The organism is Parasedimentitalea psychrophila (genome assembly GCF_030285785.1).
Taxonomy (GTDB): domain Bacteria; phylum Pseudomonadota; class Alphaproteobacteria; order Rhodobacterales; family Rhodobacteraceae; genus Parasedimentitalea; species Parasedimentitalea psychrophila.
The window spans coordinates 1,310,186-1,334,744 of record NZ_CP127247.1 but is presented as its reverse complement, the minus strand read 5'-3'; the positions used below and the strand labels follow the sequence as shown (position 1 = coordinate 1,334,744).

General features: G+C 58.2%; 23 protein-coding genes. 14 read left to right on the top strand and 9 right to left on the bottom strand.

What is annotated here, in order from left to right:
• Positions 1-132: 132 nt before the first annotated feature.
• Together QPJ95_RS06455 and QPJ95_RS06450 are read right to left on the bottom strand one after the other, a co-directional pair.
• Complete coding sequence (locus QPJ95_RS06455) at positions 133-2,076, bottom strand: vWA domain-containing protein (protein ID WP_390923784.1); 1,944 nt, start codon at positions 2,074-2,076, stop codon at positions 133-135.
• Between the two features lie 47 nt (positions 2,077-2,123).
• The gene (locus tag QPJ95_RS06450; protein WP_270917826.1) at positions 2,124-2,660 is read right to left on the bottom strand and encodes an RNA polymerase sigma factor; all 537 of its coding nucleotides are present in this window, start codon (positions 2,658-2,660) and stop codon (positions 2,124-2,126) included.
• Positions 2,661-2,889: 229 nt separating this feature from the next.
• On the opposite strand from QPJ95_RS06450, the gene QPJ95_RS06445 reads away from it, so the two are divergent.
• Complete coding sequence (locus QPJ95_RS06445) at positions 2,890-3,444, top strand: globin domain-containing protein (RefSeq protein ID WP_270917713.1); 555 nt, start codon at positions 2,890-2,892, stop codon at positions 3,442-3,444.
• Between the two features lie 131 nt (positions 3,445-3,575).
• On the opposite strand, the gene QPJ95_RS06440 is transcribed toward QPJ95_RS06445, so the two are convergent.
• Positions 3,576-5,048: an NAD-dependent succinate-semialdehyde dehydrogenase gene (locus QPJ95_RS06440; protein WP_270917714.1), complete on the bottom strand. Its 1,473-nt coding sequence runs from the start codon at positions 5,046-5,048 to the stop codon at positions 3,576-3,578.
• Between the two features lie 107 nt (positions 5,049-5,155).
• Here QPJ95_RS06440 and QPJ95_RS06435 point away from each other — a divergent pair, with 107 nt between their 5' ends.
• The 11 genes from QPJ95_RS06435 (at position 5,156) to QPJ95_RS06385 (ending at position 15,829) form a co-directional block, all read left to right on the top strand.
• A complete protein-coding gene (locus QPJ95_RS06435) occupies positions 5,156-5,941 on the top strand; it encodes an alpha/beta hydrolase (RefSeq protein WP_270917715.1) in 786 nt (261 codons plus the stop codon).
• Between the two features lie 140 nt (positions 5,942-6,081).
• Positions 6,082-7,290, top strand: a complete 1,209-nt coding sequence (locus QPJ95_RS06430) for a M24 family metallopeptidase (protein ID WP_270917716.1) — start codon at positions 6,082-6,084, stop codon at positions 7,288-7,290.
• A gap of 233 nt (positions 7,291-7,523) precedes the next feature.
• The gene (locus QPJ95_RS06425) at positions 7,524-8,606 is read left to right on the top strand and encodes a coiled-coil domain-containing protein (protein ID WP_270917717.1); all 1,083 of its coding nucleotides are present in this window, start codon (positions 7,524-7,526) and stop codon (positions 8,604-8,606) included.
• Between the two features lie 52 nt (positions 8,607-8,658).
• Positions 8,659-8,946 carry a hypothetical protein gene (locus QPJ95_RS06420; RefSeq protein ID WP_270917718.1) on the top strand — a complete coding sequence of 96 codons (288 nt, stop codon included), beginning with the start codon at positions 8,659-8,661 and terminating at the stop codon, positions 8,944-8,946.
• Positions 8,939-10,060, top strand: a complete 1,122-nt coding sequence (locus QPJ95_RS06415; protein ID WP_270917719.1) for a hypothetical protein — start codon at positions 8,939-8,941, stop codon at positions 10,058-10,060. The genes QPJ95_RS06420 and QPJ95_RS06415 overlap by 8 nt, the downstream gene beginning before the upstream one ends.
• Before the next feature lie 89 nt (positions 10,061-10,149).
• Entirely contained in the window at positions 10,150-10,566 is a 417-nt protein-coding gene (locus QPJ95_RS06410; RefSeq protein ID WP_270917720.1) for a hypothetical protein, read from the top strand.
• On the top strand, positions 10,563-12,497 hold the full coding sequence (locus tag QPJ95_RS06405) for an AAA family ATPase (protein ID WP_270917721.1): 1,935 nt from the start codon (positions 10,563-10,565) through the stop codon (positions 12,495-12,497). Before QPJ95_RS06410 ends, QPJ95_RS06405 begins: the two co-directional genes overlap by 4 nt.
• A gap of 3 nt (positions 12,498-12,500) precedes the next feature.
• Positions 12,501-13,523 (top strand): AbiJ-NTD4 domain-containing protein, encoded by a 1,023-nt coding sequence (locus QPJ95_RS06400; protein WP_270917722.1) that lies wholly within the window; start codon positions 12,501-12,503, stop codon positions 13,521-13,523.
• A complete protein-coding gene (locus QPJ95_RS06395; RefSeq protein WP_270917723.1) occupies positions 13,520-14,902 on the top strand; it encodes a DUF6638 family protein in 1,383 nt (460 codons plus the stop codon). Before QPJ95_RS06400 ends, QPJ95_RS06395 begins: the two co-directional genes overlap by 4 nt.
• Positions 14,903-15,169, top strand: a complete 267-nt coding sequence (locus tag QPJ95_RS06390) for a hypothetical protein (protein ID WP_270917724.1) — start codon at positions 14,903-14,905, stop codon at positions 15,167-15,169.
• Positions 15,170-15,181: 12 nt separating this feature from the next.
• A complete protein-coding gene (locus tag QPJ95_RS06385; RefSeq protein ID WP_270917725.1) occupies positions 15,182-15,829 on the top strand; it encodes a DUF1523 family protein in 648 nt (215 codons plus the stop codon).
• A gap of 72 nt (positions 15,830-15,901) precedes the next feature.
• On the opposite strand, the gene QPJ95_RS06380 is transcribed toward QPJ95_RS06385, so the two are convergent.
• Entirely contained in the window at positions 15,902-17,479 is a 1,578-nt protein-coding gene (locus QPJ95_RS06380; protein ID WP_270917726.1) for a DUF5928 domain-containing protein, read from the bottom strand.
• Positions 17,480-17,630: 151 nt separating this feature from the next.
• Between QPJ95_RS06380 and QPJ95_RS06375 the strand changes: the two genes are divergently transcribed.
• Both QPJ95_RS06375 and QPJ95_RS06370 read left to right on the top strand, forming a co-directional pair.
• Positions 17,631-18,449, top strand: a complete 819-nt coding sequence (locus tag QPJ95_RS06375) for a sulfotransferase family protein (RefSeq protein WP_270917727.1) — start codon at positions 17,631-17,633, stop codon at positions 18,447-18,449.
• 150 nt (positions 18,450-18,599) lie between these two features.
• Complete coding sequence (locus tag QPJ95_RS06370) at positions 18,600-20,222, top strand: thiamine pyrophosphate-binding protein (protein WP_270917728.1); 1,623 nt, start codon at positions 18,600-18,602, stop codon at positions 20,220-20,222.
• Positions 20,223-20,282: 60 nt separating this feature from the next.
• Here QPJ95_RS06370 and maiA read toward each other — a convergent pair whose 3' ends face one another.
• The 5 genes from maiA to QPJ95_RS06345 form a co-directional block, all read right to left on the bottom strand.
• A complete protein-coding gene (gene maiA, locus QPJ95_RS06365; RefSeq protein WP_270917729.1) occupies positions 20,283-20,921 on the bottom strand; it encodes a maleylacetoacetate isomerase in 639 nt (212 codons plus the stop codon).
• A gap of 69 nt (positions 20,922-20,990) precedes the next feature.
• Positions 20,991-21,533 carry a VOC family protein gene (locus tag QPJ95_RS06360; protein WP_270917730.1) on the bottom strand — a complete coding sequence of 181 codons (543 nt, stop codon included), beginning with the start codon at positions 21,531-21,533 and terminating at the stop codon, positions 20,991-20,993.
• A 4-nt stretch (positions 21,534-21,537) separates the two neighbouring features.
• Positions 21,538-21,747 carry a DUF2783 domain-containing protein gene (locus tag QPJ95_RS06355; RefSeq protein ID WP_270917731.1) on the bottom strand — a complete coding sequence of 70 codons (210 nt, stop codon included), beginning with the start codon at positions 21,745-21,747 and terminating at the stop codon, positions 21,538-21,540.
• 4 nt (positions 21,748-21,751) lie between these two features.
• On the bottom strand, positions 21,752-23,362 hold the full coding sequence (locus QPJ95_RS06350; RefSeq protein ID WP_270917732.1) for an FAD-dependent oxidoreductase: 1,611 nt from the start codon (positions 23,360-23,362) through the stop codon (positions 21,752-21,754).
• A gap of 220 nt (positions 23,363-23,582) precedes the next feature.
• On the bottom strand, positions 23,583-24,533 hold the full coding sequence (locus QPJ95_RS06345; protein ID WP_270917733.1) for an MBL fold metallo-hydrolase: 951 nt from the start codon (positions 24,531-24,533) through the stop codon (positions 23,583-23,585).
• Positions 24,534-24,559: the final 26 nt, after the last annotated feature.

Genomic DNA, 24,559 nt, shown 5'->3' with positions numbered 1-24,559 from the left:
ATCGTGTGAGGACCGGGTCAACATATTTCCCTCGTTAACCCGGCCTGGATCCCCTTGGTTGCCCACCAAGGGGATTTCTCGTTGTCAGGGCTCGGGCTGCTAGGGTTCGGGCGGCTGACCGGCTGCCTCCCCCTATTGGCTGAGACTCTGTGCCAGCCGCATCAGTTGCACCGCCTGAGCGCGGTAGCCGAAAGCATCATCGCCTTTGGCACCATTGGCCAGGTCAATCGCCTGAGCGTAGGACCAGTTGCCCAAGTAAGGGCTGTTCTGCAGCAGCTGGCCAAAGCCGGCAATGGCACTGGCGAATACCATGTCCGGGGTGGCCTCGCCGCCGGGCAGGATCGGGGTTTCGATCAGGTTGCTGGTGTGCTCGCCGGGGCGTTTGTAGCGCAGCCGCAGGAAACCGTACTCTGCGCTGGTCGCGGTCTCTTCCGCGGCTTGATAGCGCAGCGGGTCACTCAGCCGGGCCGGGCTGCCAACCGGGGTGATCTCATAGATCGCGGTCACCGAATGGCCAGCGCCGATTTCGCCGGCGTCGACCCGGTCGTTGTTGAAATCCTCGCGGTTCAGGGCGCGGGTTTCATAGCCGATCAGCCGGTATTCGGCGATCTGGGCGGGGTTGAACTCGACCTGGATCTTGACGTCATTGGCAATCGGGAACAAGGCGCCGCTGAGCTGATCCACCAGCGTTTTCTGCGCCTCGGAGAGGGTGTCGATATAGGCCGCCTGACCGTTGCCGGTCTGCGCCAGCGCCTGCATGGTGGCGTCATCCAGATTGCCGCGTCCAAAGCCCAGCACCGACAGATAGGTGCCGGTTTCACGTTTCTTGGCGATGAAATCCTTCAGCGCGTCCGGGTCATGGATGCCGACGTTGAAATCGCCGTCGGTGGCCAGAATGATGCGGCTGACATCACCGTCCTCGCTCATGGCTTCGGCGGTGGCATAGGCCTGTTGCAGCCCGGCTTGTCCAGCGGTTGCGCCGCCTGCGTCCAGCCTATCCAGTGCCGCCAGGATGGTGGCGCGGTCGCTGGCTGGGGTCGGGTCGAGCACCTGACCGGCGGAACCGGCATAGGCGACGATGGCGACCTTATCCTCGGGGCGCAGCTGGGCCAGCATCAACTGGAAGCTCTGCTTGAGCAGGGGCAGTTTGTTGGGAGCATCCATGCTGCCCGATGTATCGATCAGGAACACAAGGTTTAGTGGTGGGCGCGTGTCCAGCGCCGGTTTCTCGCCCTGCAGCGCGATGTGCACCAATTGTGTGTCCGGGTTCCATGGGGTGGCGATCACCGTGGCACGGGTTGAAAACGGCACTTCTTCGAGGGGAGCGGCGTAGTCATAGGGGAAATAATTCACCATTTCCTCGATCCGTACCTGTTCGGGGCTGGGCAGGCGGCCAGTGTTGAGGCTGGAGCGCAGGATCGCATAAGAGGCGGTGTCGACGTCGATTGAAAAGGTCGAGACCGGCTCATCAGTGGTGATTTTCAGCGGATTAGGCTCTGCGTCTGGATAGGCCTCGGTGTCTGCCTCGATCCGCAGTTGGGTATCGTCGACATATCCAGGTGGAGGGCTGGGCAGCGAGCGCGCTTCCATTTTGGCTGTGGCAGATGGCCTGGCCATGACAGAGGTTGATGAGGAGAGCCCGGCAAGAGTGTCCACAGGCGCAGCCATGTCGGCTTGCTCGGCGATAACCGGGGCCTCCATTGGCGCCACACTGAGTTCTTCGGCTTCCCCTGTGGCTTGCAGCCGGGTGCGCCCGTCGCCGTCAAGCGAACCGGCGAGGCTTTCGACAACAGCGGCTTCAGGGTTGGGAGCGGTCAGCCCATCGGGGCCCTGCTGCAGGCTGGGCAGATAGGCAAACAGCCCAACGGCAACCAGAGCGGTTGAGGCGGTGAGCGCCTGACGGGTGGAAATGGCTTTGAACATGGAAACTACTCCTCTGAAGAGACCCTTTTGCGGGTGATCAGAGGTGAAACGGGGCTGCGCAGCCTTTTCTTGGCGGGCGGCAAAGTTTTTTTCCGCCAGGGCGATATTGTCGGCTTTGCGCGTCGCATCAGGCGTCGGCGTGGCGGCGCGCATGGCGGTTTTCAGATCGTCAAAATCATCGAAGTCGTCAAAGGGGTCGCTCATGGGGCGTCCTCCTGTTGTTTCAGGGCGCGCAGATGTTTCTTGGCCTCAGACACCCGCCAGCTGATGGTGCCGGGCGAGACCTGGAGGATCTCGGCGGCGTCGGCATGGGTTACCTCGTCCAGTATCAGCGCCAGCGTGTCGCGCAGATCGTCGGGCAGGCCGCGCATGGCGCCGGTGAGCCAGTCAATCTGGCTGTTGGTCTCAGCGATGGCGGCCTGACGGTCCAGCTCCCAATCGCCCCAGCCGCTGGCGGCCTTGTTGTGGGTGGCGGCGCGGCGGCGGCGGTCATGGGCGGCATTGACCACCACCCGGTAGAGCCAGGTGCTAAAGCGGGCGCTGGGCTGGTAATGTGCCATTTTGTCGGGCAGCGCGGCGCAGATGTCCTGGGTCAGATCCTCGGCCTCGGCGCGCTGGCCGGTCATCCGGTAGGCCAGTCCGAAGACACGATCATAGTGGCGACCAAGCAGGGCTGAAAACGCCTCTGCATCGCCCGCCGCTGCAGCCGCAGCCAATTGTTGATCCTCTACCATCATACGCATTACGTAAATTGTAACGCAGACCGATGCCAGTTTCTTGGCGCGATCAGGTCGATTACGTTATTTTTGGTCAGAAAGGTTTTTTGGGCGCTATACTTATCATTTTTAATTGCTATACTTATCATTTTTGAGGGCTGTACTTATCATTGACTTCAATATGAGGCCGAGTTTACAATTTATTTGCCAAGTGACTTTACGTTTTTTCCTAAGAGTTACAATATTTTAGTTGAAAAAACACATCTCTGATGCGAGCTCTATCGAGTGGGGATTGCACAGGCAATACCCGCACCATAGCGAGGCAAGCCCTTGCTCAGGCCTTGGATTATTGTCTGGAATGGAAGGAAAAAGCAGAATGGCTGAACAAGCTGAGGTTGTCCGATCCAGTTTTTCGCGGGTTTTTGCCAAAAAGGCAGAATTGACCAACCGCTTTTACCATCACTTTTTCCTGGCCCAGCCCGAAATCGAGGTCATGTTCACCAAGAATTTCGGTATCCAAAAGGAAATGTTTTCCTCCATGCTGGCACTGGTTGTGCGGGCTCTGGAGCAACCGGAATTATTTTACTTGCTGACGGACAAGCTGCGCAAACAGCATGCGCCCCTGGCGATCAATAAGGAGCAATGGAGAGCCGCTGTTGACGCCTTGATACTGGCATTTCGTGAGGTTCTGCAGGACGATCTTTCTGCCGAGGAAGATGCGGCATGGGCGGCTGCCGCAACTGCGTTGGTTGGCGCGATGGCCGTTCCTGACGATCGACCAAAGACCGGTGATCCTTTGGTCTGACGGGGCAACCCAGAGAGTTTTGGTGGCGCCGCGCTTTCGCAAGGGAGAACGTTGAACGCGCCCGCCGTGGGGCGAACGCGTTACCGTTGCTCAGCGCAACAGGATTTTGGCTCAGGGGCCGAAGCGGCTGATCAGACCGACATGCAGATGTATTTCATCTCCAGATAGTCCTCGATGCCGTGGTGGCTGCCTTCGCGGCCCAGACCCGATTGCTTGACGCCGCCAAAGGGCGCCAGTTCGGTCGAGATGATGCCGGTGTTGACGCCAACAATGCCATATTCCAGCGCCTCGGCCACCTTGTATACGCGGCTGAGATCCTTGGCGTAGAAGTATGACGCCAGACCAAAGATGGTGTCATTGGCCAATGCGATGACCTCGTCCTCATCCTCGAATTTGAACAGCGGCGCCAGCGGGCCAAAGGTCTCGTCGGTGCTGAACAGCATGTCCTTGGTGGCACCGGTGAGAATTGTCGGCTGGAAAAATGTGCCGCCCAGTTCAGACGGGTTGCCGCCCAGAATGACCTCGGCGCCTTTGGCGGTGGCGTCGGCGATATGGGCCTCAACCTTGGCCACGGCCTTGGCGTTGATCAGCGGACCAAAATGGATGCCGTCATCCAAGCCGTCACCGACGTGCATTTTCTCGACAGCGGCCTTGAGCTTGGCTGCGAAGGCGTCATAGACGCCGGACTGCACGTAGATCCGGTTGGCGCAGACACAGGTCTGGCCGTTGTTGCGGAACTTGCACATGATGGCGCCCTCAACAGCGGCATCCAGATCGGCATCGTCGAACACGATAAACGGCGCATTGCCGCCCAGTTCCATCGAGCATTTCATCACCGTGTCCGCCGCCTGACGCATCAGGATGCGGCCCACCTCGGTTGAGCCGGTGAAGGTCAGTTTGCGCACCGCGTTGTTCTCGCAGAACTCTTTACCGGTTTCGGAGGCATTTGACGTGGGCACCACGCTGAACACACCAGCCGGGATGCCGGCGCGATCCGCCAGCACCGCAAGTGCGGTGGCCGACAATGGGGTCAGTTCGGCGGGGCGGGCGACAAAGGCACAGCCGGCCGCCAGCGCCGGACCCGCCTTGCGGGTGATCATCGCATTGGGAAAGTTCCACGGGGTGATCGAGGCGGCAACACCAATGGGCTGTTTCAGCACGGTGATGCGTTTGTCACGCTGGTGACCGGGGATGGTTTCGCCGTAGATGCGCTTGGCCTCTTCGGCAAAGAATTCGATGAACGAGGCACCATAGGCGATCTCGCCCCGGGCCTCGGCCAGCGGCTTGCCCATTTCAGCGGTCAGGATGACGGCCAGATCTTCCTGGTTCGCCATCATCAGATCATACCATTTGCGCAGCACGTTGGCGCGCTCTTTGCCGGTCCACTTGGCCCAGTCTTTCTGCGCCGCTTCGGCCTGAGCAATCGTCCCTGCAACCTGCGGGCGACTGATGTCGGCAACATCAGCGATCACATCCCCACGGGCGGGGTTTGTAACCGCGAATGTAGTGTCGCCCTCGACAAACTGGCCGCCGATATAGGCGCGGGTTTCCAGCAAGCTGGGATCTCTCAGCAGGGTGGGAAGATCGGTGATGGTGTCGAGCATGGAGGCCTCCTGAAATTTCTTTCGCCGATGCAAAGCATTTAGCATTAGACTTGTCCAGCAGGACCGGTAAGTCCAGATTGAACTGATAACAGATTAAGGAAGCCCACATGGATCTCACCGAGGCATATACCAACGGGGCCTTTATCAAAGGGGCCGACGATTTTCCACCGCGCTGGAGCGCCCAGGCTGAGGGTTTTCGCAGCAGCCTAGGGGATCGCGCCACGCTGGATATTGCCTATGGCCCATCTGAGCGGAACAGGTTTGATCTGTTTCTGCCGGAAGAAAAACCCAAAGGGCTGCTGGTGTTTGTGCATGGCGGCTACTGGCGGGCCTTTGATAAGAGCTTTTGGTCGCATCTGGCGGCTGGACCGCTGGCGCGGGGCTGGGCTGTTGCAATACCGTCTTATGACCTGTGCCCGCAGGTATCGATTGCCGAAATCTCGCGTCAGATCGCAGCCTCGGTCACCCGAAGCGCGGCCGAGGTCGAGGGTCCGATTTCATTGGCGGGGCATTCGGCTGGCGGCCATCTGGTGGCCCGGATGCTGGACAAGAGCCTGCTGGCCCCCGAGGTGGCGGCGCGGCTGCGCAACGTGCTGTCGATCTCGCCGGTGTCGGATCTTCGCCCCTTGTTGCAGACCTCGATGAACGAAGATTTCAAACTGGATCAGGCCTCGGCCGAGGCCGAAAGTCCGGTGCTGATGCATGATCGCCATGACGCCGCCGTGACGGCCTGGGTGGGCAGTGATGAGCGCTCGGCCTTCCTGGATCAGGCCCGGTGGCTGGCCGAGGCCTGGGGATGTGCTCATGTGGTGGATCCGGACAAACATCATTTCGACGTCATTGATGCGCTTTGCGACGCGAATAGCGAAATGGTGGCAGTGGTCACAAAATAACACTTGCGCGGCGGAGCAATCCGCCGCAGTTTCCAGCCGAGGGTCAGGCGATGGCGTCGCCGCATGGATCTCCATGCTGCCCCCTCTCTTAAAACCGTCCTGAACGCCGGGACCTTTCTTGTAAGAAGGAAGGGTCAAACATGACTTCACGTCCTGAAATGTATCGTTTTCACAATGGTGAAAAAGCACCTTTGCAATTTGCCCAAGGCGAATATGCCAGCCGCGTAGCAGGTCTGCGCAAAATCATGGTGGACAAAGGCGTGACCGCCGCTGTTTTTACCTCGATGCATAATATCTCGTATTATTCGGGCTTTACCTACTGCGCCTTTGGCCGCCCTTACGGGTTGGTTGTCACCGCCGAGGACTGTGTGACGATTTCAGCCGGTATTGATGCGGGCCAGCCCTGGCGCCGGTGTTTTGGCGACAACATCACCTATACCGACTGGCAGCGCGACAACTACTGGCGGGCGATTCTGTCGGTCTCCGGTGCAGACGCGGTTGTCGGCTTTGAGAGCGACCACCTGTCGCTGCTACAAAAGACCAAGCTGGATAGCTACCTGAAGCCAAAATCCACCGTGGACCTGTATCAGGCCACCATGGTGCAGCGGATGGCCAAGTCCGAGGCCGAGATCGAAATGATCCGTCAGGGCGCTGCGGTGGCTGATGTCGGTGGTTTTGCCATTCGCGATGCGATCCGTGAGGGCGTGCGCGAGATCGACGTGGCGATGGCCGGGCGTGACGCGATGGAACTGGAGATTGCCAAGCGCTTTCCCGATGCCGAATACCGTGACAGCTGGGTCTGGTTCCAGTCGGGCATCAACACCGATGGCGCCCACAACCCGGTCACCGCGCGCAAGCTTCAACGCGGCGATATCCTGTCGCTGAACACCTTCCCGATGATCTCGGGCTATTACACCGCGCTGGAACGGACCCTGTTTGTCGGCGAAGTGGACGCCGCCAGCCTGAAGATCTGGGAGGCCAATGTGGCGGCCCATGAATATGGTATCTCGCTGCTGAAACCCGGTGCCAGCTGTTCTGACATCACCCATAAGATCAACGCCTTCTTTGAAGAGCGCGACATGCTGCAATACCGCACCTTTGGCTATGGCCACTCGTTCGGGGTGTTGTCGCATTACTATGGTCGCGAGGCAGGTCTGGAACTGCGCGAGGATATCGACACGGTGCTGGAACCCGGCATGGTGATCTCGATGGAGCCGATGCTGACCATTGCCGACGGCCAACCCGGTGCCGGTGGCTACCGCGAGCATGATATCCTGGTGATCCACGAAGACGACAACGAAAACGTCACTAAGTACCCCTATGGGCCTGAGTTCAACGTGGTTGGCTGAACAGGCGGAGCCCCTGCAGCCACTGTAGGGTGCGTGCTGGCACGCACCGCTGATATCCAAGGAAGCCGCGCTTAGGGCGCGGCTTTTTTATTGCGACAATACCTTTCCTTCCCTTTACCGGCCTTGTCTGCGAAGCTCTGCTTGAATTTATAGATTTAGGTCGCCCGGGGGATGTAAATTATATTTACATACCTATGTTATGGGCAAGGATTTACGGGGAAGGAAAAGGGATTATGGCGTTTTCGAATTTTGAGAACATGGTGGATGAGACCCAGAGCAAGGTGAAAGAGTCGCAAGCCAAGATCGCGAATTTGACCTCGCGGATTGAGGCGGCGCGCGACAAGATCTCGGCGGGGGAAGATGCCACCATCGACATTGAAAACGCCACCCTTGAGGACGTACATGCCCATACCGAGGTGATGAACTCAAATATTGCCGAGCTGATCATGGGTCTGGATGACGTGACCTCGGGGTTTTCGCAGGATTTCGACGAGATGCGCAACAAGACCGGCTGGGAGAGTTTTGTTGGACTCTTTGCCGCTGGCAAGTCGGATTCGATGCGTCAGGAACGTATGCGCACCGCCAGTATTGACGACAAGCTGCAGGATCTGATCGCCAAATCCGATACCATCGTTCAGCTGCTGGAGGGCCAGTTGGCGGTGCTGGACGAGCAGAAGGACAAGGTGCAGGTCAACCTGACCGAAACTCTGGACGAGCGCGAGGCCACTGTGCAAGAGCTGGAGAATGTGCGGGCAGAAATTCTGACGCTGGATCCCAAGATCATCGCGCTGGAGGGGCTGATCTCGGTTGAGCAGGACGCCGCCGCGCGCACCAAGCTGGAAACCGAACTGGCGGAGTTGAACGCCGGTTACAACGCGATGATCCAAGATGAGCAGGTCAAGCTGGCAAAGTCCCAGACGCTGGAGCGTTATATCGAGAAGGGCAAGACCTGGGTTGATAGCCTGCAGAACCAGGCGGCGACGCAGATGGTGCTGATCAACAAGCTGCAGACCGACACCCAGCAGCGGGTGGTGCTGTATGATGCGCTGACCAAGTCGTTGAAAACCGCACAGCAGCAGGACGTTGCACACCGGATCAACGAAATTGGGGTGAAAACCGACCAAGAGGCACAGACCGCAATGGCGGCGATTGGCACCGCGACCAACCAGAAGATGGCCGATATGTTAGAGGCCCACGGCGATCACATGGTGTTTGCCCGTGATGTGCTGGAGAAGAAGGCCAAGGCGGATGAACGCTTTGCCCGCCGGTTTGCCAAGATCGTCGAGAAGCATGACAAGAACCTGTATGGTGGGTGAGCTTGTCCTCAGTTACTTTTCCGACTGACAAAAGGACACGGATGATATTGGAATGAAAATTCAAGAAAGACAGATACTTCGTTCCGCCTTTTTACTTGCTTTGCTATTCGCAACAGGATGCGCCGGAGCCCTGTTCATTCTTCGAACTGATGGGGCGATGGTCGCGTGCATTGGAGCTATTATGATGTCGGCAATTATTGGCTTCATTTGGCTAGCGGCAGAGGTGACAAATGCCTTGCGTCGGATTGGGTTGGGGGAAGGAACTGCACAGCTGTATGGCCAAGCTCATGCCAAAAGAATTTTTGGAGACGATTTTGAGAGGGACCGTAAAAATGACTGATCCCGCCAAAGACCACACAGGCCTCAGTGACACCTTCGCCTCGCGCCGGTATTTTCGCAAGTTTGAGATCATTACCGGGCATCTGACCCGCGTGGCGGCAACGATGCAGGGTGAGGGGGCGCTGGGCAAGCATGATGTCAAGGCGCTGACCAGCTATCTGATGCGGCTGAACTTCACCTTTCGGGCGCTCTCCATGAAATACCTGCTGGTGGGGCGGGATACGGGGCGGTTCTTTGGATCGTTAGCGATGGACCGGCGCGACAGTGGCTTTCCGGTGGCCTCGGAACTGTTGACCATGGCCAATGATGCGCAGCAGGCAGAGCGGCATCTGGTCAATATGCCCTCGGAGGAGCAGCTCAAGGACGACATGGTGCGCAAGATCATCTCGGACCAAGAGGTGCCCACCAAGCTGCAATTCGCGCTGTCGCAGCGGCTGTATTATCAGGAGTTGCTGAAGGGCGATCTGTTCTGGACCCAGAATGATCCGGTGTGTCAGTGGCTGGGCATGGCGCAGGGGGATCGGCGCCGGTTTCTGATCCACTGGGCCGCCTATGACAGTCAAGTCAATCTGCCGGTGATCTATCTGCTGGAGCTGGAGGACAGCGGCAAGACCGCACTGCCCAAAGATCAGTATCGCTGGCCCGAAGTGCAGGCGCATCTGATGGCGCAGGGGTTGGCGGGGTTGAAGCTGCTGACCATCGCCAAGGGCTTTGACGAGGATTTTGACCAGCTGCACCCCAAACACCTGCGCCGGTATCATGTGGGACCGATGTATTCGTCGGCCTACACCGAGCAGTCGGGGCCATTGCGGCGGGTGCTGGAGGAGGCCGGATCGCCGCCCGGTCAGGACTGGGCGCTGGCCTGGACCATGGAGGAGCTGAGCAGCGAGGATGTGCGCCAAGAACGGTCGGGCTGGTTTGGCAAGGTAGAGCGCGAAGTGTTTGCGCTGGATCCCTTTGGCGGGCGTGGCGCGGACACTGGCGCGACGCATACGCAGCGCTCGATCATCCTGCCGCAGCGCCCATTTCAGGTGCTGGCTGAGCAGGACCCTCCGGGGTTTGGGGATGTGCGCAAATTTGTGGTCAGCGAGCGCGGCCAGGTGTTGCGCTATTAGATTTTGAGCCTCCGGCGGGGATATTTTTAGCCAGATGAAACTGGATCGGGATTTGAGGCGCCAGGGCTTGGTTTGGAGGGAGTTGGATTGTGAAGGGACGTCATTTGCTAGCCGTAGTGCTGTTGGGGCTGGCTGTTGCATGTACGCCAGTGGTTCGCCCCTCTGCTGAGGTGGTGTCACAACGACTGACCGAACCCGACTTGGATGTCCAAGCGTATCAGCAATGGCTGTTGCGCCGCGGCTATCGGCGTTTGGATCGTGAGGACGAAGCAGGGCCCTGGCCCACAACAGGTCCGTGTTTTGAAAAGACTAGGGGAAACATGCTTGCCGGGGCAGTTCTTGTGCGGGTGTGTTTTGCGGATGATGAGCATCCTATTGTGCTGTCGGGTGTTTCTCTGGGGTTTCGGTGGACCGAGGTCTACCCGGTCGACATGAGAACATCAGGTGACCAGGAAGGCAGCGATTTTAGAGTTTTAAGTGAGACATTGGAGACCATGACAAAATGAGCCTTTCTAGCGATCAGATGGAACTGCGTGAGGAGGAGATCCGCAAGCATTACGGTGCGGCGGCTTTGATATTGGAGGGGTTTGATCACACGCCGCGTATTGCCAAGGCGCAGGCTGTGGCGGCGCCAGAACGCTCGGCTGGGTTGGGCACGCGGCGGCGGTTTCGCTCTACCACGCCTGGGCTGGTGACGCGATCCACCGCGCGGCCCGAGGGGGTGCATCTGGTGGCGCGGATTGCGGCGGCGGATGAGGATGATCCGCTGACCTCGCCGTTGCAGGCGACGGCGCAGCATGTGTTGCGCCGGGCGCTGGCGGTGGCGCTGGCGGTGGGCGAGGCCTACTCTGAGGTTTCCGGGTTGGCAGAGTTGAAGCGGGCCAATCTGGCCGGATCGCTGGACGCCGGGCGCAAGGGTGAGTTTGGCGAGTTGCTGGCGGCGGAGGCGTTGGCGGTGTTGCATGTGTTTGCCAATGCTACGGCCTATTTGCTGGCGCCGCATGCCAGTGAGGTGCAGGTCGAGGTGGGCGATGTTGAGGAGTTGCTGACCGACAATGCTCAACTGGCGCTGCATGGTGCCTTGTGGGAGCTGGACCAGAAGCTGGCGCAATATGCACCGGATGATGCGGCGCTGATTGCCACCATTGCGGCCTACGGTGAGCAGTTGATGGAGAAGGTCAGCTTGCGGGCGCAGACTGCGCCTAGGCTGGCGCCCTTCACCGGGGCTGCCTGGCATGTGGAGGCGGATGATCTGACCATTCGCGGCTTTGAACCGGCGGCCAAGGGTAAATCAACCACGCTGACCATGAGTTTCAAGAAACCGCACGAGGTGGTGGGAAACCATATCGCCAAATATCAGGCTTTGAGGCTGTCCAAGATGCTGATGGCCTATGATTTTGAGCGCCGGTTGAACCCCTTTGCTGAACTCGGTGGGTTTATCTTTACCTTTATGGGCGATGGCAAGCCGGGCACCGGCAAGACCACGCTGATCCAGATGATGGCCGGGCTGGTGCATGATTACTGTCAGGTGGCGGGCTATCCGTTCCGCTATCAGAACCTGAGCACCGATAATATCGACAGCTATCAGGGTAAATCGGGACAGAACGCCAAGGCGTTTATCAACGGTATCATCGACCCCACCGCAATTGGTTTTGGCACCATCGACGACATCGACCAGCTGGCGGGCAAGCGCGGCGACCGGCAGTCGTCGGCCGGGCAGCTGGAGATCACTGCGGTGCTGATGGAGAGCTTTGCCGGCGCCAATACCGTAATCCGCGGCAATTGCACCTTTGGCATGTTCTCCAACTATCCGGAAAACGTCGATGATGCGCTGCGCCAGCGGGCGGGGGCGCGGTTCCTGGTCGATGGGCCGCAATCGCGCGAGGATTATATCGATATCCTGAGCCTGCTGATGGGCAAGAACCACGCCATTCCACTGGGTGAACACCAACCCTTTGCGGCGCAGGAGATCAAAGCGGCGGTGGCGCGCTCATTCGAGGCGCACGCAAAGCCGCAGGAGCCGGGATTGCTGGAGGTGTTTGACCGCGCCGAGAGCCAGATCGGCGCCCTCGATACCATCGCCAAGCTGGGCAGCTATCTGAAGATGATCCAACAGGCCGACGAGCGGTTCACTGGTCGCGCCATCAAGAACATCACCGATGCCGTGAAGGTGCGGGCGATGGATTTTGAGCTGCCGGATGACTGGATGGAGAACCCCGAGCTGTTCCTGTTTCGTGATTACGACACCAAGAAAGCAATGATCGAGGAGCTGCGGGTGCCGATTTCCGTCGACATGGTGATCCAGGAGATCAACCGCTACGCCGATTCTGAGTTCCGCTATGCCGACAAGTCGGACGAGGTGGCGATTGACACCATGGTGCGCGATTTTGAACGGCAGGAAGAGGCCAAGCGGCGGTATTTGGAGGGGAAGGGGTGAAGAATGCTGACTGATATTTTTGCTGTTCGGTACGAAGAAACGGAGCTTTTTAGGACGCTACTACGTCGTGAAAGAAGGGCATTGCATCAGTGTTTCACTGTGTTGGAAGACTTCCATCCTTACTGGGGACAGGAGAAATCAGCCTTAAAAAAGAGTAGAGCTTTCTGGGAGGAGCTGCAAAAACGACTTGCGAATGAGTTGGGAGTTCGAAGCCTGTCCCATTCTTGGTACCAAGCCGATGTGGGCTTAGGTGAGTTTCATCGCAAAGAAACCAAAAAGCGGGCGGATATTGAAATCTGTCGAAATTGGTATGAGTTAGCGATACAAGACGCCGAGAATGTAGATGAGTACATAAAGGAACGTCTCAGTCTTATTGAGCTTGGCTTACGGCTAAAATTCGAGCGCGCGGAGCACTGTAGGGAATACCTTCAATCAGGTGAGTCAGCAGTATCAATTATTGCCAGTGGCTATTCAAACGAGATTGACAACTATCACCGGATCTCCTCTGAGATTAACACCAGGTTTCGCACTGCCCGGTTTCCACTGAACTATCATAATGGATTCTTCCAAATTGAAGCAGATGAAATCATCTCAAATGAAATTGAACAGCCATTTTGGAGCTTAGTTTCTGAGCCGAAATGGAACAATGTTGATATGGACATGAAAGAAGCAGTCGATCAGCGAGATAATGGAGGCAAGGACCCTGCGTTATTTGCTGCCAAGGCTTTAGAGAGTACGATAAAAATCATTTCTGATGAACTTGGCGAAACACATGGCAGCGAAAGAGGTGCTCATAGCTATATCGACAACATTGCGAAAAAGGCAGTGGTATTCTTGAGTGAGTGGGAGAAAGAACTGCTGAAGTCCTACTTTACCAAAGTTCGCAATCAGTTAGGCCATGGGCCGGGTAGCGAGCCCATGCCACGACTGTCTCCGCAGCAGACCAGTTGGGCCATTGAAAGTGCGATGTCATGGGTAAAGCTGTTGGTTCTACGGCTGGAAAGCCTAAGTGTGGTTCCCGCATGAAGCACCTCATCCAACACGGCCTGATGTTCGGCAACCTGTTCCATGTTTCCTCACCTGCCTTGGTAGAGCGCTATAACCGGGCCCTGCAACATCTGACCGGCAAAACCACCGCGCTGACGGATTTTCATGTGGATATATCCGGTTACAGCCCTGAGATCGGCGATGAGCTAGGCGATGATCTGTACCTAAACCACAAGGGCGTCAATCGGCAGTTTATTCTGCTCAGCACCGAGCAGAAAGGCGCGCCGTTGCTGAACGCGCAGTTCTCGGTCAACCGCGATATTCTGCGGCGGTTTATTGTCGATAATGAGCGCCAGCTGTTTGCCCTGACTGCCACAGATGCGGTGGCCGGCGAGCTGGTGAACTCAGTCTTTGAAATCGACAGTCCGGCGCGGTTGTTTGATATTCATAAAATCCAGATTGAGGCAGATACCACCAAGGGCACTCTGCGTCATGCGGCGCATTTGGGGGCGCTGGTGGACCGCTTTAAAGGCGAGGATGACGGCTGGTTTGACGATGTGCTGATCGCTGAGATGATCACAACGGCAAAGCAGACCGGTGATATCACCCGCAACCCGGTGACGCTGAAGCACGAGGCATTCGGGCAGGACAATTTCTGGACCGCGCATTTTGGCGGGCTGTATCTGTTTCAGAGCCTCGCGCATCCGGCCCTGATTGCCAGCGGCACCAAACCCACCGATGAGCTGCCGATCAAATATGTGTTTGATCTGGACGAGCGGAGCCGCATTGCCAAGTTCCTCGATTACAACGATTTGGTCGAACCGGTGGTCAAGGCGCGCGGCGTCGATGGCGAGGCAATCCTGCGGCAAAAGATGGATTTCATTGCAGCGGATGCGCTGGCCGCCAAGGGCCATGATCTGACCGGGTTGCACCGCTCCAAACTGCGGCGGCTGACGGCGCAACATGCCAGCGATCTGCCGCCGGAATACGAAGGTCTGGCGGCAATGCTGCGCTGGGCGGATTCGGGCGGGAAATGGCCAAGGATCAGTTCAGAGCATCCGGCCTATTTCTACAGCCTGCGGGCGGCCGATACGCCGGACCGGGATCTGGTCAATATGCTGCTGGCGGAGCTGACCCGGCTGGATATCCGCCAGCTGTTCATCTGTCACAAGGCGCTGTTCTATCGCCTCTACCGGGATTGGCCCGAGGCAAAGCGGGCTTATGTGGTGCAGTTCCTGGCCAATGAATACGCGGTGGACAAGGCCGGCGCGCGCGACGCGCTTTTTGGCCATGAACCTGATATGTCTGGGGACGACGCGCCGCTGGGCCGCGCCGGCATGCCCAAGGTGCGGGCGCGGGATCGGCTGGTTGAGCGGGTTGGCCCCTGGGGTGCGGTGACCCGCGAAAGGAGCCGCTAGATGTTTCCGCTGATACGCCTGTTGTTCATCCTGCTGATCGTGTTGACGGTTGTCTATGTGCTGGTGTCGCTGTACTCGCGGGCCGTGCGCCGCTCCAAGCTCAGGCAGCACTGGAAGCAAAAAGGCCTGAGTGTTGATCGCGATACCTTTGTGCGGCGCGGGCTGAAAAAATACGATGGCTCGATCCGGCGCAAGCTGATCTTGCTGGTCTATATCATTCCACTGGGGGCGATTGCGCTGCTGGTTTATGTCATGAATTTCATGTGAGGAGGGCCACAGATGGTCTATGTCAAATGGGTGATCCTGGTCACCTTCTGGGTGCTGTTCGGATCCGTCCTCCACTATACGCTGCCGCAGCACGATGTGGTTCGGGTTGTCAGCACCGATGTGCGCCGGGTTGATTTTGGCGCCAACTCAATATTCTGGGCGCAACAGGATACCGCGCAGGAAACCGCGACAACGGTGAATCGCGATGTGCGTTTTGTCGAGGCATTCTATGAAAACGGCAAGCCGATGGTGTTTCGCAACGAAGACACTGGCTGGGGCTGGCCGCCGTATTTCAAGCTCGACAGCTCAAACCTGCAGGCCGAGTTGACGGATCTGGTGTCCACCAAGGCCGAGCCGCAATGGGTGGTGTTGCGCCACTACGGCTGGCGCAATGAGTTCTATTCAATCTACCCCAATGCGATTTCGGTCAAACCGGTTGACGGGCCGGACTACAGCGCCACCAATTGGTTCAACATCGTCTTCCTGACCCTGCTGGCGGCACTGTTCTGGGCGATCTACGTACGCTGGCGCCGGTTCCGCCGGGCGCGGATTGATCCGGTGCTGGCGGATGTGGAGGACAGTCTCTATGCGGCGGGGGATGCCCTGTCCGAGAAACGCAGTGGTGTTCGCCGTTGGCTGGGCAGTTGGAAGAAAAAGTGATTAGGGGCCGCCAGTTACGCGGCCCTCAGCCCGTTTAGGACGGATACGCTCTGGCGGAGATAACCGGGCTGATTAGTCCTCAAACAGGTGGCGCGTCTGCGCCAGCTGCAGTGCCTTGTCCTGCGATACGCCAAAGAACGCCATCAGTTTAGCAGAGTTGATCTCGCTGCTATCGGACTGGCGGATGCGAAAATGGCGGCTGAAACCGGCGTCACGAATGCGATCTGCCTCGTGGGTAATGTCATTGCGTATGGTCGGAAGCAGCCGACCTAAGGTCGCGGGCGAGGTCCGCTCACCGGCCAGACCAACCCGTCGCGCATGTCCACTCAGGTAGTCGTCGGAAAAGTCACAGTCGATCTGCAACAGCCGGGTCAGCGAGCGGTCGGAAAAGAAGTCATGCATCAGCTCCAGATTGGACGGATCCATGCAGACAACCAGCTGGTCGCTGTCGTGATGCTCGAACAGCATCCGCATCAATGCGCGGCGATGGCGGGTGCGTTTGCCAAGAGAGGATTGAATGCCGCCCAGATCGGGCAGGACGGTGCTGTCTTCGTCGAACAGGTATTCGATGGTTGGTATTTCGGTCACCTGGCTGACCTGTTCGACCAGCCGTTTGGCCACATGCCATTTCTTGCAGACCACAATCATCAGCTGGCGCTCCCGCCCCAGCGAGCTTTCGGTCTCCCAGAAGCGCGTCCCAAACCGCCGACCGGCCCGGCCCTGATCGGTGAGAAATTTAAACAGGCTGCGGCCTTCGTTGGAGATCTGAAAATCTATGTTGCGAGAGGCATATAGCTTGCCCAACCGGGATTTCAGCCGTTTTGCGCCGGGGCTGATTTTACGCGCAAACAGGAAATCCTGGCTGAGCAACAGGTCATAGTGGTCGTTGTGAAAGGTCACCGGCATGCCATAATCGGTGAACATCAAAAACGTCAGCGTGCGAGGGTCGATTTCGCTTTCCTTGACCAGATGGCGCACCAGCGTCTGGAAAAAGGTCTCGTCCGGGATCCAGCTGGTGCGGAAAAACCGCATCACGTCCTTGCGGGCGCGGGTGAAGTCCAAAATCCACTCAATGGTGCGCCGCCGCAGGCACCACCACTGGCTGCCGATCTGGACCTGAATGTCGCCGGGGATGTCGCGTTTGAGTCCGAGGCGTTTTTGCAGCTCTAACGCCGCATAGAACAGGGTCTTGTGGTTGCGCTCGTTGAAGAAGTGGCGATAAATCAGCCGCTCCTCCTTCATCCCGGTTTTGATCCAGTCGCTGTCAAAAAAGTCAAAACTCTCGATAAAATCGCGGTCGTTCTGATCCAGGTAATTATGGGTGAACTCGGCGGTCTTGATGGCCATGCAATCGCCGGACAGCATGTAGAAATGGGTGGCGCGGGGGAAATCCGCTGCGGCGGCTTCAACCGCCAGCAGGGTGGCCTGAACCAGCGACCATTCGCCCCAGCCGCATTTGATGCGCTTGCCCACAAAGGTGACATTGGGGTTATGGTCCAGCGCCGCGCGGATCAGCGCATAAGAGGCAGGATCGGCGCTGGCATCAAAGTGGATCGCCATGCAATCGCCGACCGCAGTCAGCTGTTCCGCCTGCTGAATAATTGCCTCAGGATCTTTATGGCAGAGCAGAATATATGCGATTTTTGCCATTATGAGGACAATACACCTGAATTCTTTACATTGTATCCCTTGATAGGGGCGAAGTCCGATTGAATAAACCAGTTAGTTCTGGTTTTTTCATATAGATGTCTGCAATCGTCAGTAACCGCAAAAATTGCAGCACGGGTGGAGGTTAGAGTCTATGGGGTTTCCGGGCACTTGGATGACGAGTAGCGAAAGCGTGGTGTACCGTGTGGTGCCCAAATGCGCCTGTTCGACCATTGGTCAGATCATGTATTATTCCGATCACGGCGAATTCTTTGACGGCGATATCCATGATGCCAAGTCCGGCATGCACAAATGGGCACTGGACGACAGCCAGGGGCCAATATCGCGCAATGTGCAGGGCCATCAGTCTTATGCGTTCACCTGTGTGCGCAATCCCTACACCAGGGTTCTAAGCTCGTTCTTCGACAAGATATGCGGCATCCAGCGCAATGGGCGGCGCTATCGCGGTAATCTGGTGCCAAAGCTCACTTATGAATATGGCATCGAGGTTGGCGGTGACGACGGCAAACAAGAGTTTGACCAGATCCGCAGTTTCCGCCGCTTCTTGCTGTTTGTGCGCGATACCGTCCGCTATCGCCGCCCGATGGATCCTGACATTCACTGGTCCGCGATGTCGGGCCATGTGTCCACCTTCATCTGGAACGGCGGAAAATACGACAAGATCATCTGGACCGAGAACTTTAACGACGGCATGGCGGATGTTCTGAATGCGATCGAGACGCCGCAGACGGTCGATCTGAGCGCAATCCCGCGGTTCAACGAAAGTGAAGGCCACGGGCCCAAACGGGCGCATCCGGTGGAGGATTACTTTGACGATCTGTCGATGCATCTGATCTATGAAATCTACAAACGCGACTTTGATCTGTTCAAATATGATTTTGAGGATCCGTCCAACAAGATGCCAATCGGCGAGATTGATCTGGACGAGGTCCACGCCAAGCTGGGCGACTAGCACCTATCTGCCCTGATGCGGGATTCGCGCATCAGGATGGGGCTTTGCGCGTGATCGACCGCATATTTTCATTTGTACTTCTCCAGTTTGCGCATTTTGCGCATGGGTTTTCCGCTATCAGGGATGGGAACACGACAGGAGAAAATACCGATGAGTAGTAAGATGCATGTCTATCAAACAATAGCCGAAGCGGTCAGCGACCACAGCGTCGATACGATGTTTGGGCTGATGGGCGACGCCAATCTATTCATGGTGGACAGCTTTGTGCGCGACTGCGACGGGCGGTTTGTCCCGGCTGCACATGAGGGCAGCTCGGTGCTGATGGCGCTGGCCTATGCCCAGGTCTCAGGCCGGGTCGGGGTGGCGACGGTGACCCACGGCCCCGCCCTGACCAATTGCATCACCGCCCTGACCGAAGGGGCGCGCGGCCATATTCCCATGGTTCTGCTGGCCGGCGACACCCCGGTGGCCAACCCGCGTCACCTGCAGGGGATTGATCAGCGCGAGTTGGTCAAAGCCTCGGGCGCCGGGTTTGTGCAGCTGCGCGCCCCCGAAACGATTGGCATGGATGTCGCCCGCGCTTTCTACCGGGCGCAGGTCGAACGCCGCCCCATCGTGCTCAACATGCCGGCCGATTTCATGTGGGAAGAGGCCAACCACAAGACACAGGTGCTCGACGTGTTCACTGCACCTGGTGGGGTGGCGCAGGGCGACACTCTGGACGAGGCCATCGGCATGATCGCCTCGGCGCGGCGTCCACTGATCCTTGCCGGCGGCGGCGCGGTGGCGGCGCGGGATCAGTTGATCCGGCTGGCCGACCGGCTTGAGGCGCCACTGGCCACAACGCTCAAGGCCAAGGGTCTGTTCAACGACCATCCCTATAACATCGACATCTTTGGCACCCTGTCGACCCCCGCTGCCTATGATCTGATCGCCCAGTCCGATTGCATCGTCTGTTTCGGCACCGCGTTGCATGATTTCACCACCGACCGTGGCAAATTGATGAAGGACAAGCGGATCGTGCAGGTGGATATCGAACCCACCGCCATCGGTGGCGGCTTGCACCCGGACGCCGCACTGGTGGCCGATGCGGGGCTAACCGCCGAGACCATTCTGTATTGGCTGGATGAGGCCGAGATCCCCGCCAGCGGCTTTACCCGCGAGCTGAACATTGAAACGCTGACCACCCATCCCACTGGCTCGGACAAAACAGCCGATGGCTGTGTGAACTATGTCCAGGCGCTGGAACGGCTGGAACAGGCGCTGCCAAAGGACCGGGTGCTGGTCACCGACGGTGGCCGCTTCATGACTGAAGTCTGGTGCCGCATCTCGGCGCCCGATCCACAAAGCTTTGTGGTGACAGCGAATTTCGGCTCTATCGGGCTTGGCCTGCAAGAGGCCATAGGCGCCGGGCTGGCCGCGCCGGAGCGGCCGGTGGTGCTGTTTAGCGGTGACGGTGGTTTCATGATGGGTGGCATCAATGAATTCAACACTGCCGTGCGTCTAGGGCTCGACCTGATCGTTATCGTCGCCAATGATTCCGCTTACGGCGCCGAACATATCCAGTTTCTCGATCGCAAGATGGATCCCAGCCTGACGGAATTCCACTGGCCATCGTTCGCCGGAATTGCCACCGCGCTTGGCGGTCAGGGATTTGAGGTCCGCAGCAGTGAGGAACTGGAGGCCGCCCTTGCGGCGCTGGGAACCCGCAAAGGCCCGGTGCTGATCGAGCTGCGGCTTGATCCGCACGACGTGCCGCGCATGCGCCTCTGACGCGCGCCGATTGAAACACCACAGCGCAAGCGCCCAAAGCGGCGCTTGCCACTTATCACGTCAGGCGCCGTGCACCGCATCCGGGTGGGCCGCAGCAAAAGCCGGGTGCTGCGAACAGGCCGCGTCCACTGCGACCAACCGGGGCAGATCGGCAAAATCAACACCCCAGCGCCGGGCGTTATACAGCTGTGGCATCAGGCAGATGTCAGCCAGCCCCGGTGCCTTGCCGGTGCAATAAGGCTGCTGCTCAAACGCCTCTAGCAGGCTCTCAAACGCCTCAAGTCCGGGGCGGATAAACCGCGCCATCCAGGCCTCGCGGGTGACAGATGGATCGGCAGCGATTGAGGCCGCATAGGCAACCACCTGCAGATTGCACACCGGATGCAGATCCACCGCGATGCACTGCGCCAGCGCCTGGGCCTGCACGCGCAATGCGGGGTCTTTGGGCAGCAGTCCCATCTCGCGGGTTTGATCCAGATAGTCGAGGATCGCCAGGGACTGTGTCAGCTGCAACCCGTCGATCTCCAGCACCGGCACCAGCCCTTGCGGATTGCGCGCCAGATGGGCCGCAGATCGCTGCTCGCCCTTGACCAGATCAACCGAGACAGCCCGATAGGGGATCGCCGCCAGGTTCAGCGCAATGCGCAGCCTATAGCTGGCGGAGGATCGCCAATAATCATACAGAACTGTCTCACTCATGCCTTATCCCCCACTCGGTGTGCTAATCAGTCAGTGTAGGGTGCGTGCTGGCACGCACCCCTGTCCAGCCTATACGTCGCTGAGCTCTTTCGAGTGCATCCACTCGGCGTGTTTGGGTGCTTTTTTGGTCTTCGACCATTCCTCCAGCATATCCCACTTCACCGCGTCCAGCTTGGCCAGCATCGCCTCTTCCTTTGGATCAGCACAGGCCAGCTCTACCCGGTGACCATTGGGATCAAAGAAATAGATCGAATGGAAGATCGAGTGGTCGGTGACGCCGAGAACCTCGACACCATTGCTGACAAGATGATCCCTGAATTCCAGCAGCGTGTCGCGGTCTTTGACCTTGAAGGCGATATGCTGCACCCAGATCGGAGTGTTTGGGTCACGGCCCATTTCCGGCTTGGTTGGCAGCTCAAAGAACGCCAGCACGTTGCCATTGCCCGCATCCATAAAGACATGCATGTAGGGGTCCGGCTCGTGGGTTGAGGGCACATGGTCCTCGGCAATCGCCAGCACAAAGTCCATCTTCAGCATGGTGTTATACCATTCCACGGTCTGCTTGGCATCTTTGCAGCGATAGGCAACGTGGTGGATCTGTTCGATTTTCATGTCGTTATTCCTCCGGGGTTTGGTTCAAAGCGGCGGCAGCCAGCGCCTGGGTCAAAATTGCGCGATTGCCCACATGGTTGGCCAGCACCAGTACCAGCCGGGCGTTCAGCGCATCGCTTTGTGGCTTGCTGAGACCCTCGTGGTTGGCCAGCAGCTCGGCGTAAAAGTCATCACCACCGTCGATATTCGGGGTCAGGATCAGTTGGTCGGACATCGGGCTACTCCTGGCCTGTGGCGCGGCGGATGGCGGCGCGGAATTGGTTTTCATCAAAGCTGGGGCGGCGAGCTGCGACATGCTGATCCGGCCGGATCAAATAGACGCCAGTTTCGCAATCCCCCAGATAACGCTCTTTTAGGGCCAGGGATTTGTCGTCCTTGACCGATAGGGCCAGTCGGGTGACGGTGATGCCACCCTCCTCGATCAGATCGGGGGCCTCCGCGTCAATGGTCAGCAGGGTGAACTTGTTCGCCAGTTTCGGCAGCAGATAACCATCCTCTAGCAGCACATCGGGGCAGGCCGATCCGGGCCTTGTGCGGTCCGGACCGCTCAGCGCATCCGCCGAGTTCAGGGTTGAGCCGTCATAGGTGCAGGGCACCGACAGTCGGCCTGAGTTGACCAGTGGGCGGGCAAACTCATGATGCTCGGACAGATCCAGCACCGCATCGCGCAACAGGCGTGACATTTCCGATTTTGGGGTGATGAAATCGGTCGAGCGGCTGGAGTTCAGGATGTTCTCATCGGCACCGTAAACCCGCTCAGCATCGTAGGTGTCCAGCAGGCTTTCGGGGGCCTTGCCATCAATCACCAGCTTCAGCTTCCAGACCAGGTTGTCGGTATCCTGCAGGCCTGAATTGGCCCCACGGGCGCCAAAGGGGCTGACCTGATGCGCCGCATCGCCGGCAAACAACACCCGATCATGACGGAACTGTTCCATGCGGCGACACTGGAAGGTATAGATCGACACCCACTCCAGCTCAAACTCCACATCGTCACCCAGCATTGCTTTCAGGCGCGGAATGACGTTCTCGGGACGCTTCTCGCGCTCCTTGTCGATATCCCAGCCCAGTTGCAGGTCAATGCGCCAGACGTTATCGGGCTGCTTGTGCAGCAGGGCAGACTGGCCCTTGTTGAAGGGCGGATCAAACCAGAACCAGCGCTCGGTGGGGAAATCGGCTTCCATCACCACATCGGCAATCAGGAAGTTATCCTCGAACACCCGGCCGACAAAATCCTTGCCCAGCATCGTCCGCGCCGGAGATCCGGCCCCATCACAGGCAATCAGCCAGTCGGCCTCAAGATTATATGAGCCTTCGGGGGTGTCGATCTCAATGGTGACATGGTCCGGGTGGGTGCCAATGGCTGAGACTTTGTTGCGGCCGCGGATCTCGATCGGCGCGCCCTTGGCCTGCATTTCGCGGACCCGGTTCACCATGTATTCCTCAAAATAATATTGCTGAAGATTGATGAAGGCGGGGAATTGGTGGCCGTCTTCGGACAGCAGATTAAAGTCATAGACCGGGCGCTCATCAAAGAACACCTTGCCGACATTCCACTGCACACCTTTGTCGACCATCGGGGTGCCACATCCCAATCGGTCAAGGATTTCCAGCGGCCGTTTGGCAAAACAAATGGCCCGCGAGCCAAAGCTCACCTTGTCATTGTCATCCAGCACCACAACTTCAACGCCCTGCTGGGCCAGGTCGATGGCAGCGCCCAGACCAACGGGTCCGGCGCCTATCACAATGACCTTATGGCGCACAGGTGTGGATGCATCCTGATCCGCATGACGCGCGTAGGGGTACATAGGGACTTCAAAAATCTTATTCATCTGGTCTCCTCCCAAGATGAGTGTGCGCAGGGCACAGTTTCACCGGCTCCCGGCGACAGGTCGCCGGGAGTATTTGCTTATTTTCTCATTATTCAGGCTACGGCGACACGATCTGGATCAATGCCTTTTGCCTGTTTCATTGGTTTTTTTTGGGCTTGGTTGCGGTCGAACCCCGCAAAGGTTCAACCGCAGCCAGGTGTTGAAAAAGCGACCCTTCGCTTTAGCCCTGCAGGGCCTCCCACATTTCGATGTCACGCTGGGCGGTCCAGATGCGCGGGTTTTCGATGCCGCGGGCCTCGTCAAAGGCGCGGGCGACGTTGAAGGGCAGGCAATGCTCGTAGATGGCGTAATCCTTGAATTTTGGATCACATTCTTCGCGCACCGCGTCCCAGGCCTCTTTCAGGGTGCCGTTGCGGGCCGCAACCCGGGCGGCGGGGCGATAGGTGCTTTCGACAAAATCACGGGTGTTTTCAATGGCAGCAGAGACCATGTCCTTGCCGATCAGCGCATCGCCGCGACCCGGTGCAATGGCGTCGACGTCAAAGGATGAGATCGCATCCAGAGTATCACCCCAGTCGCTGAAATGTCCGTCGCCGCAATAGCAGGCCGAGTGGTATTCGACGATGTCACCGGTGAACATGACGTTTTCATCCGGCACATGGATGACGATATCGCCCGCAGTATGGGCGCGGCCCAGATGCATCAGGTCGATGCGGCGGTTGCCCAGATAGACGGTCATGTCTTCGCTGAAGGTGGTGGTGGGGTAGGTCAGGCCAGGAATGCTCTCATGGCCCTCAAACAGGCGCGGGAAGCGCTGGAATTCGCTGTCCCAGTCTTCTTGTCCGCGTTCCACCACCATGGCGCGGGCCCTGTCGCCCATGATGATCTGTTCGGCGCCAAAAGCCGAGGCCCCCAGCACCCGCACCGCGTGGTAGTGGGTCAGCACCACGTGGCTGATCGGCTTGTCGGTGACCGAGCGCACACAGTCGATGACCTTGTTGGCCAGCCGCGGGGTGGCCTGCGCCTCGATGATCATCACGCTATCGTCGCCGATGATGACGCCCGAGTTTGGATCGCCCTCGGCGGTGAAGGCATAAATGTCCTTGCCGATTTCATCAAAGGTGATTTTCTTTTCCGACATGTCCCCTTGGGACGCGAATGCTTTGGCCATGGTATTAGTCCTTATGTGTCAGCGCC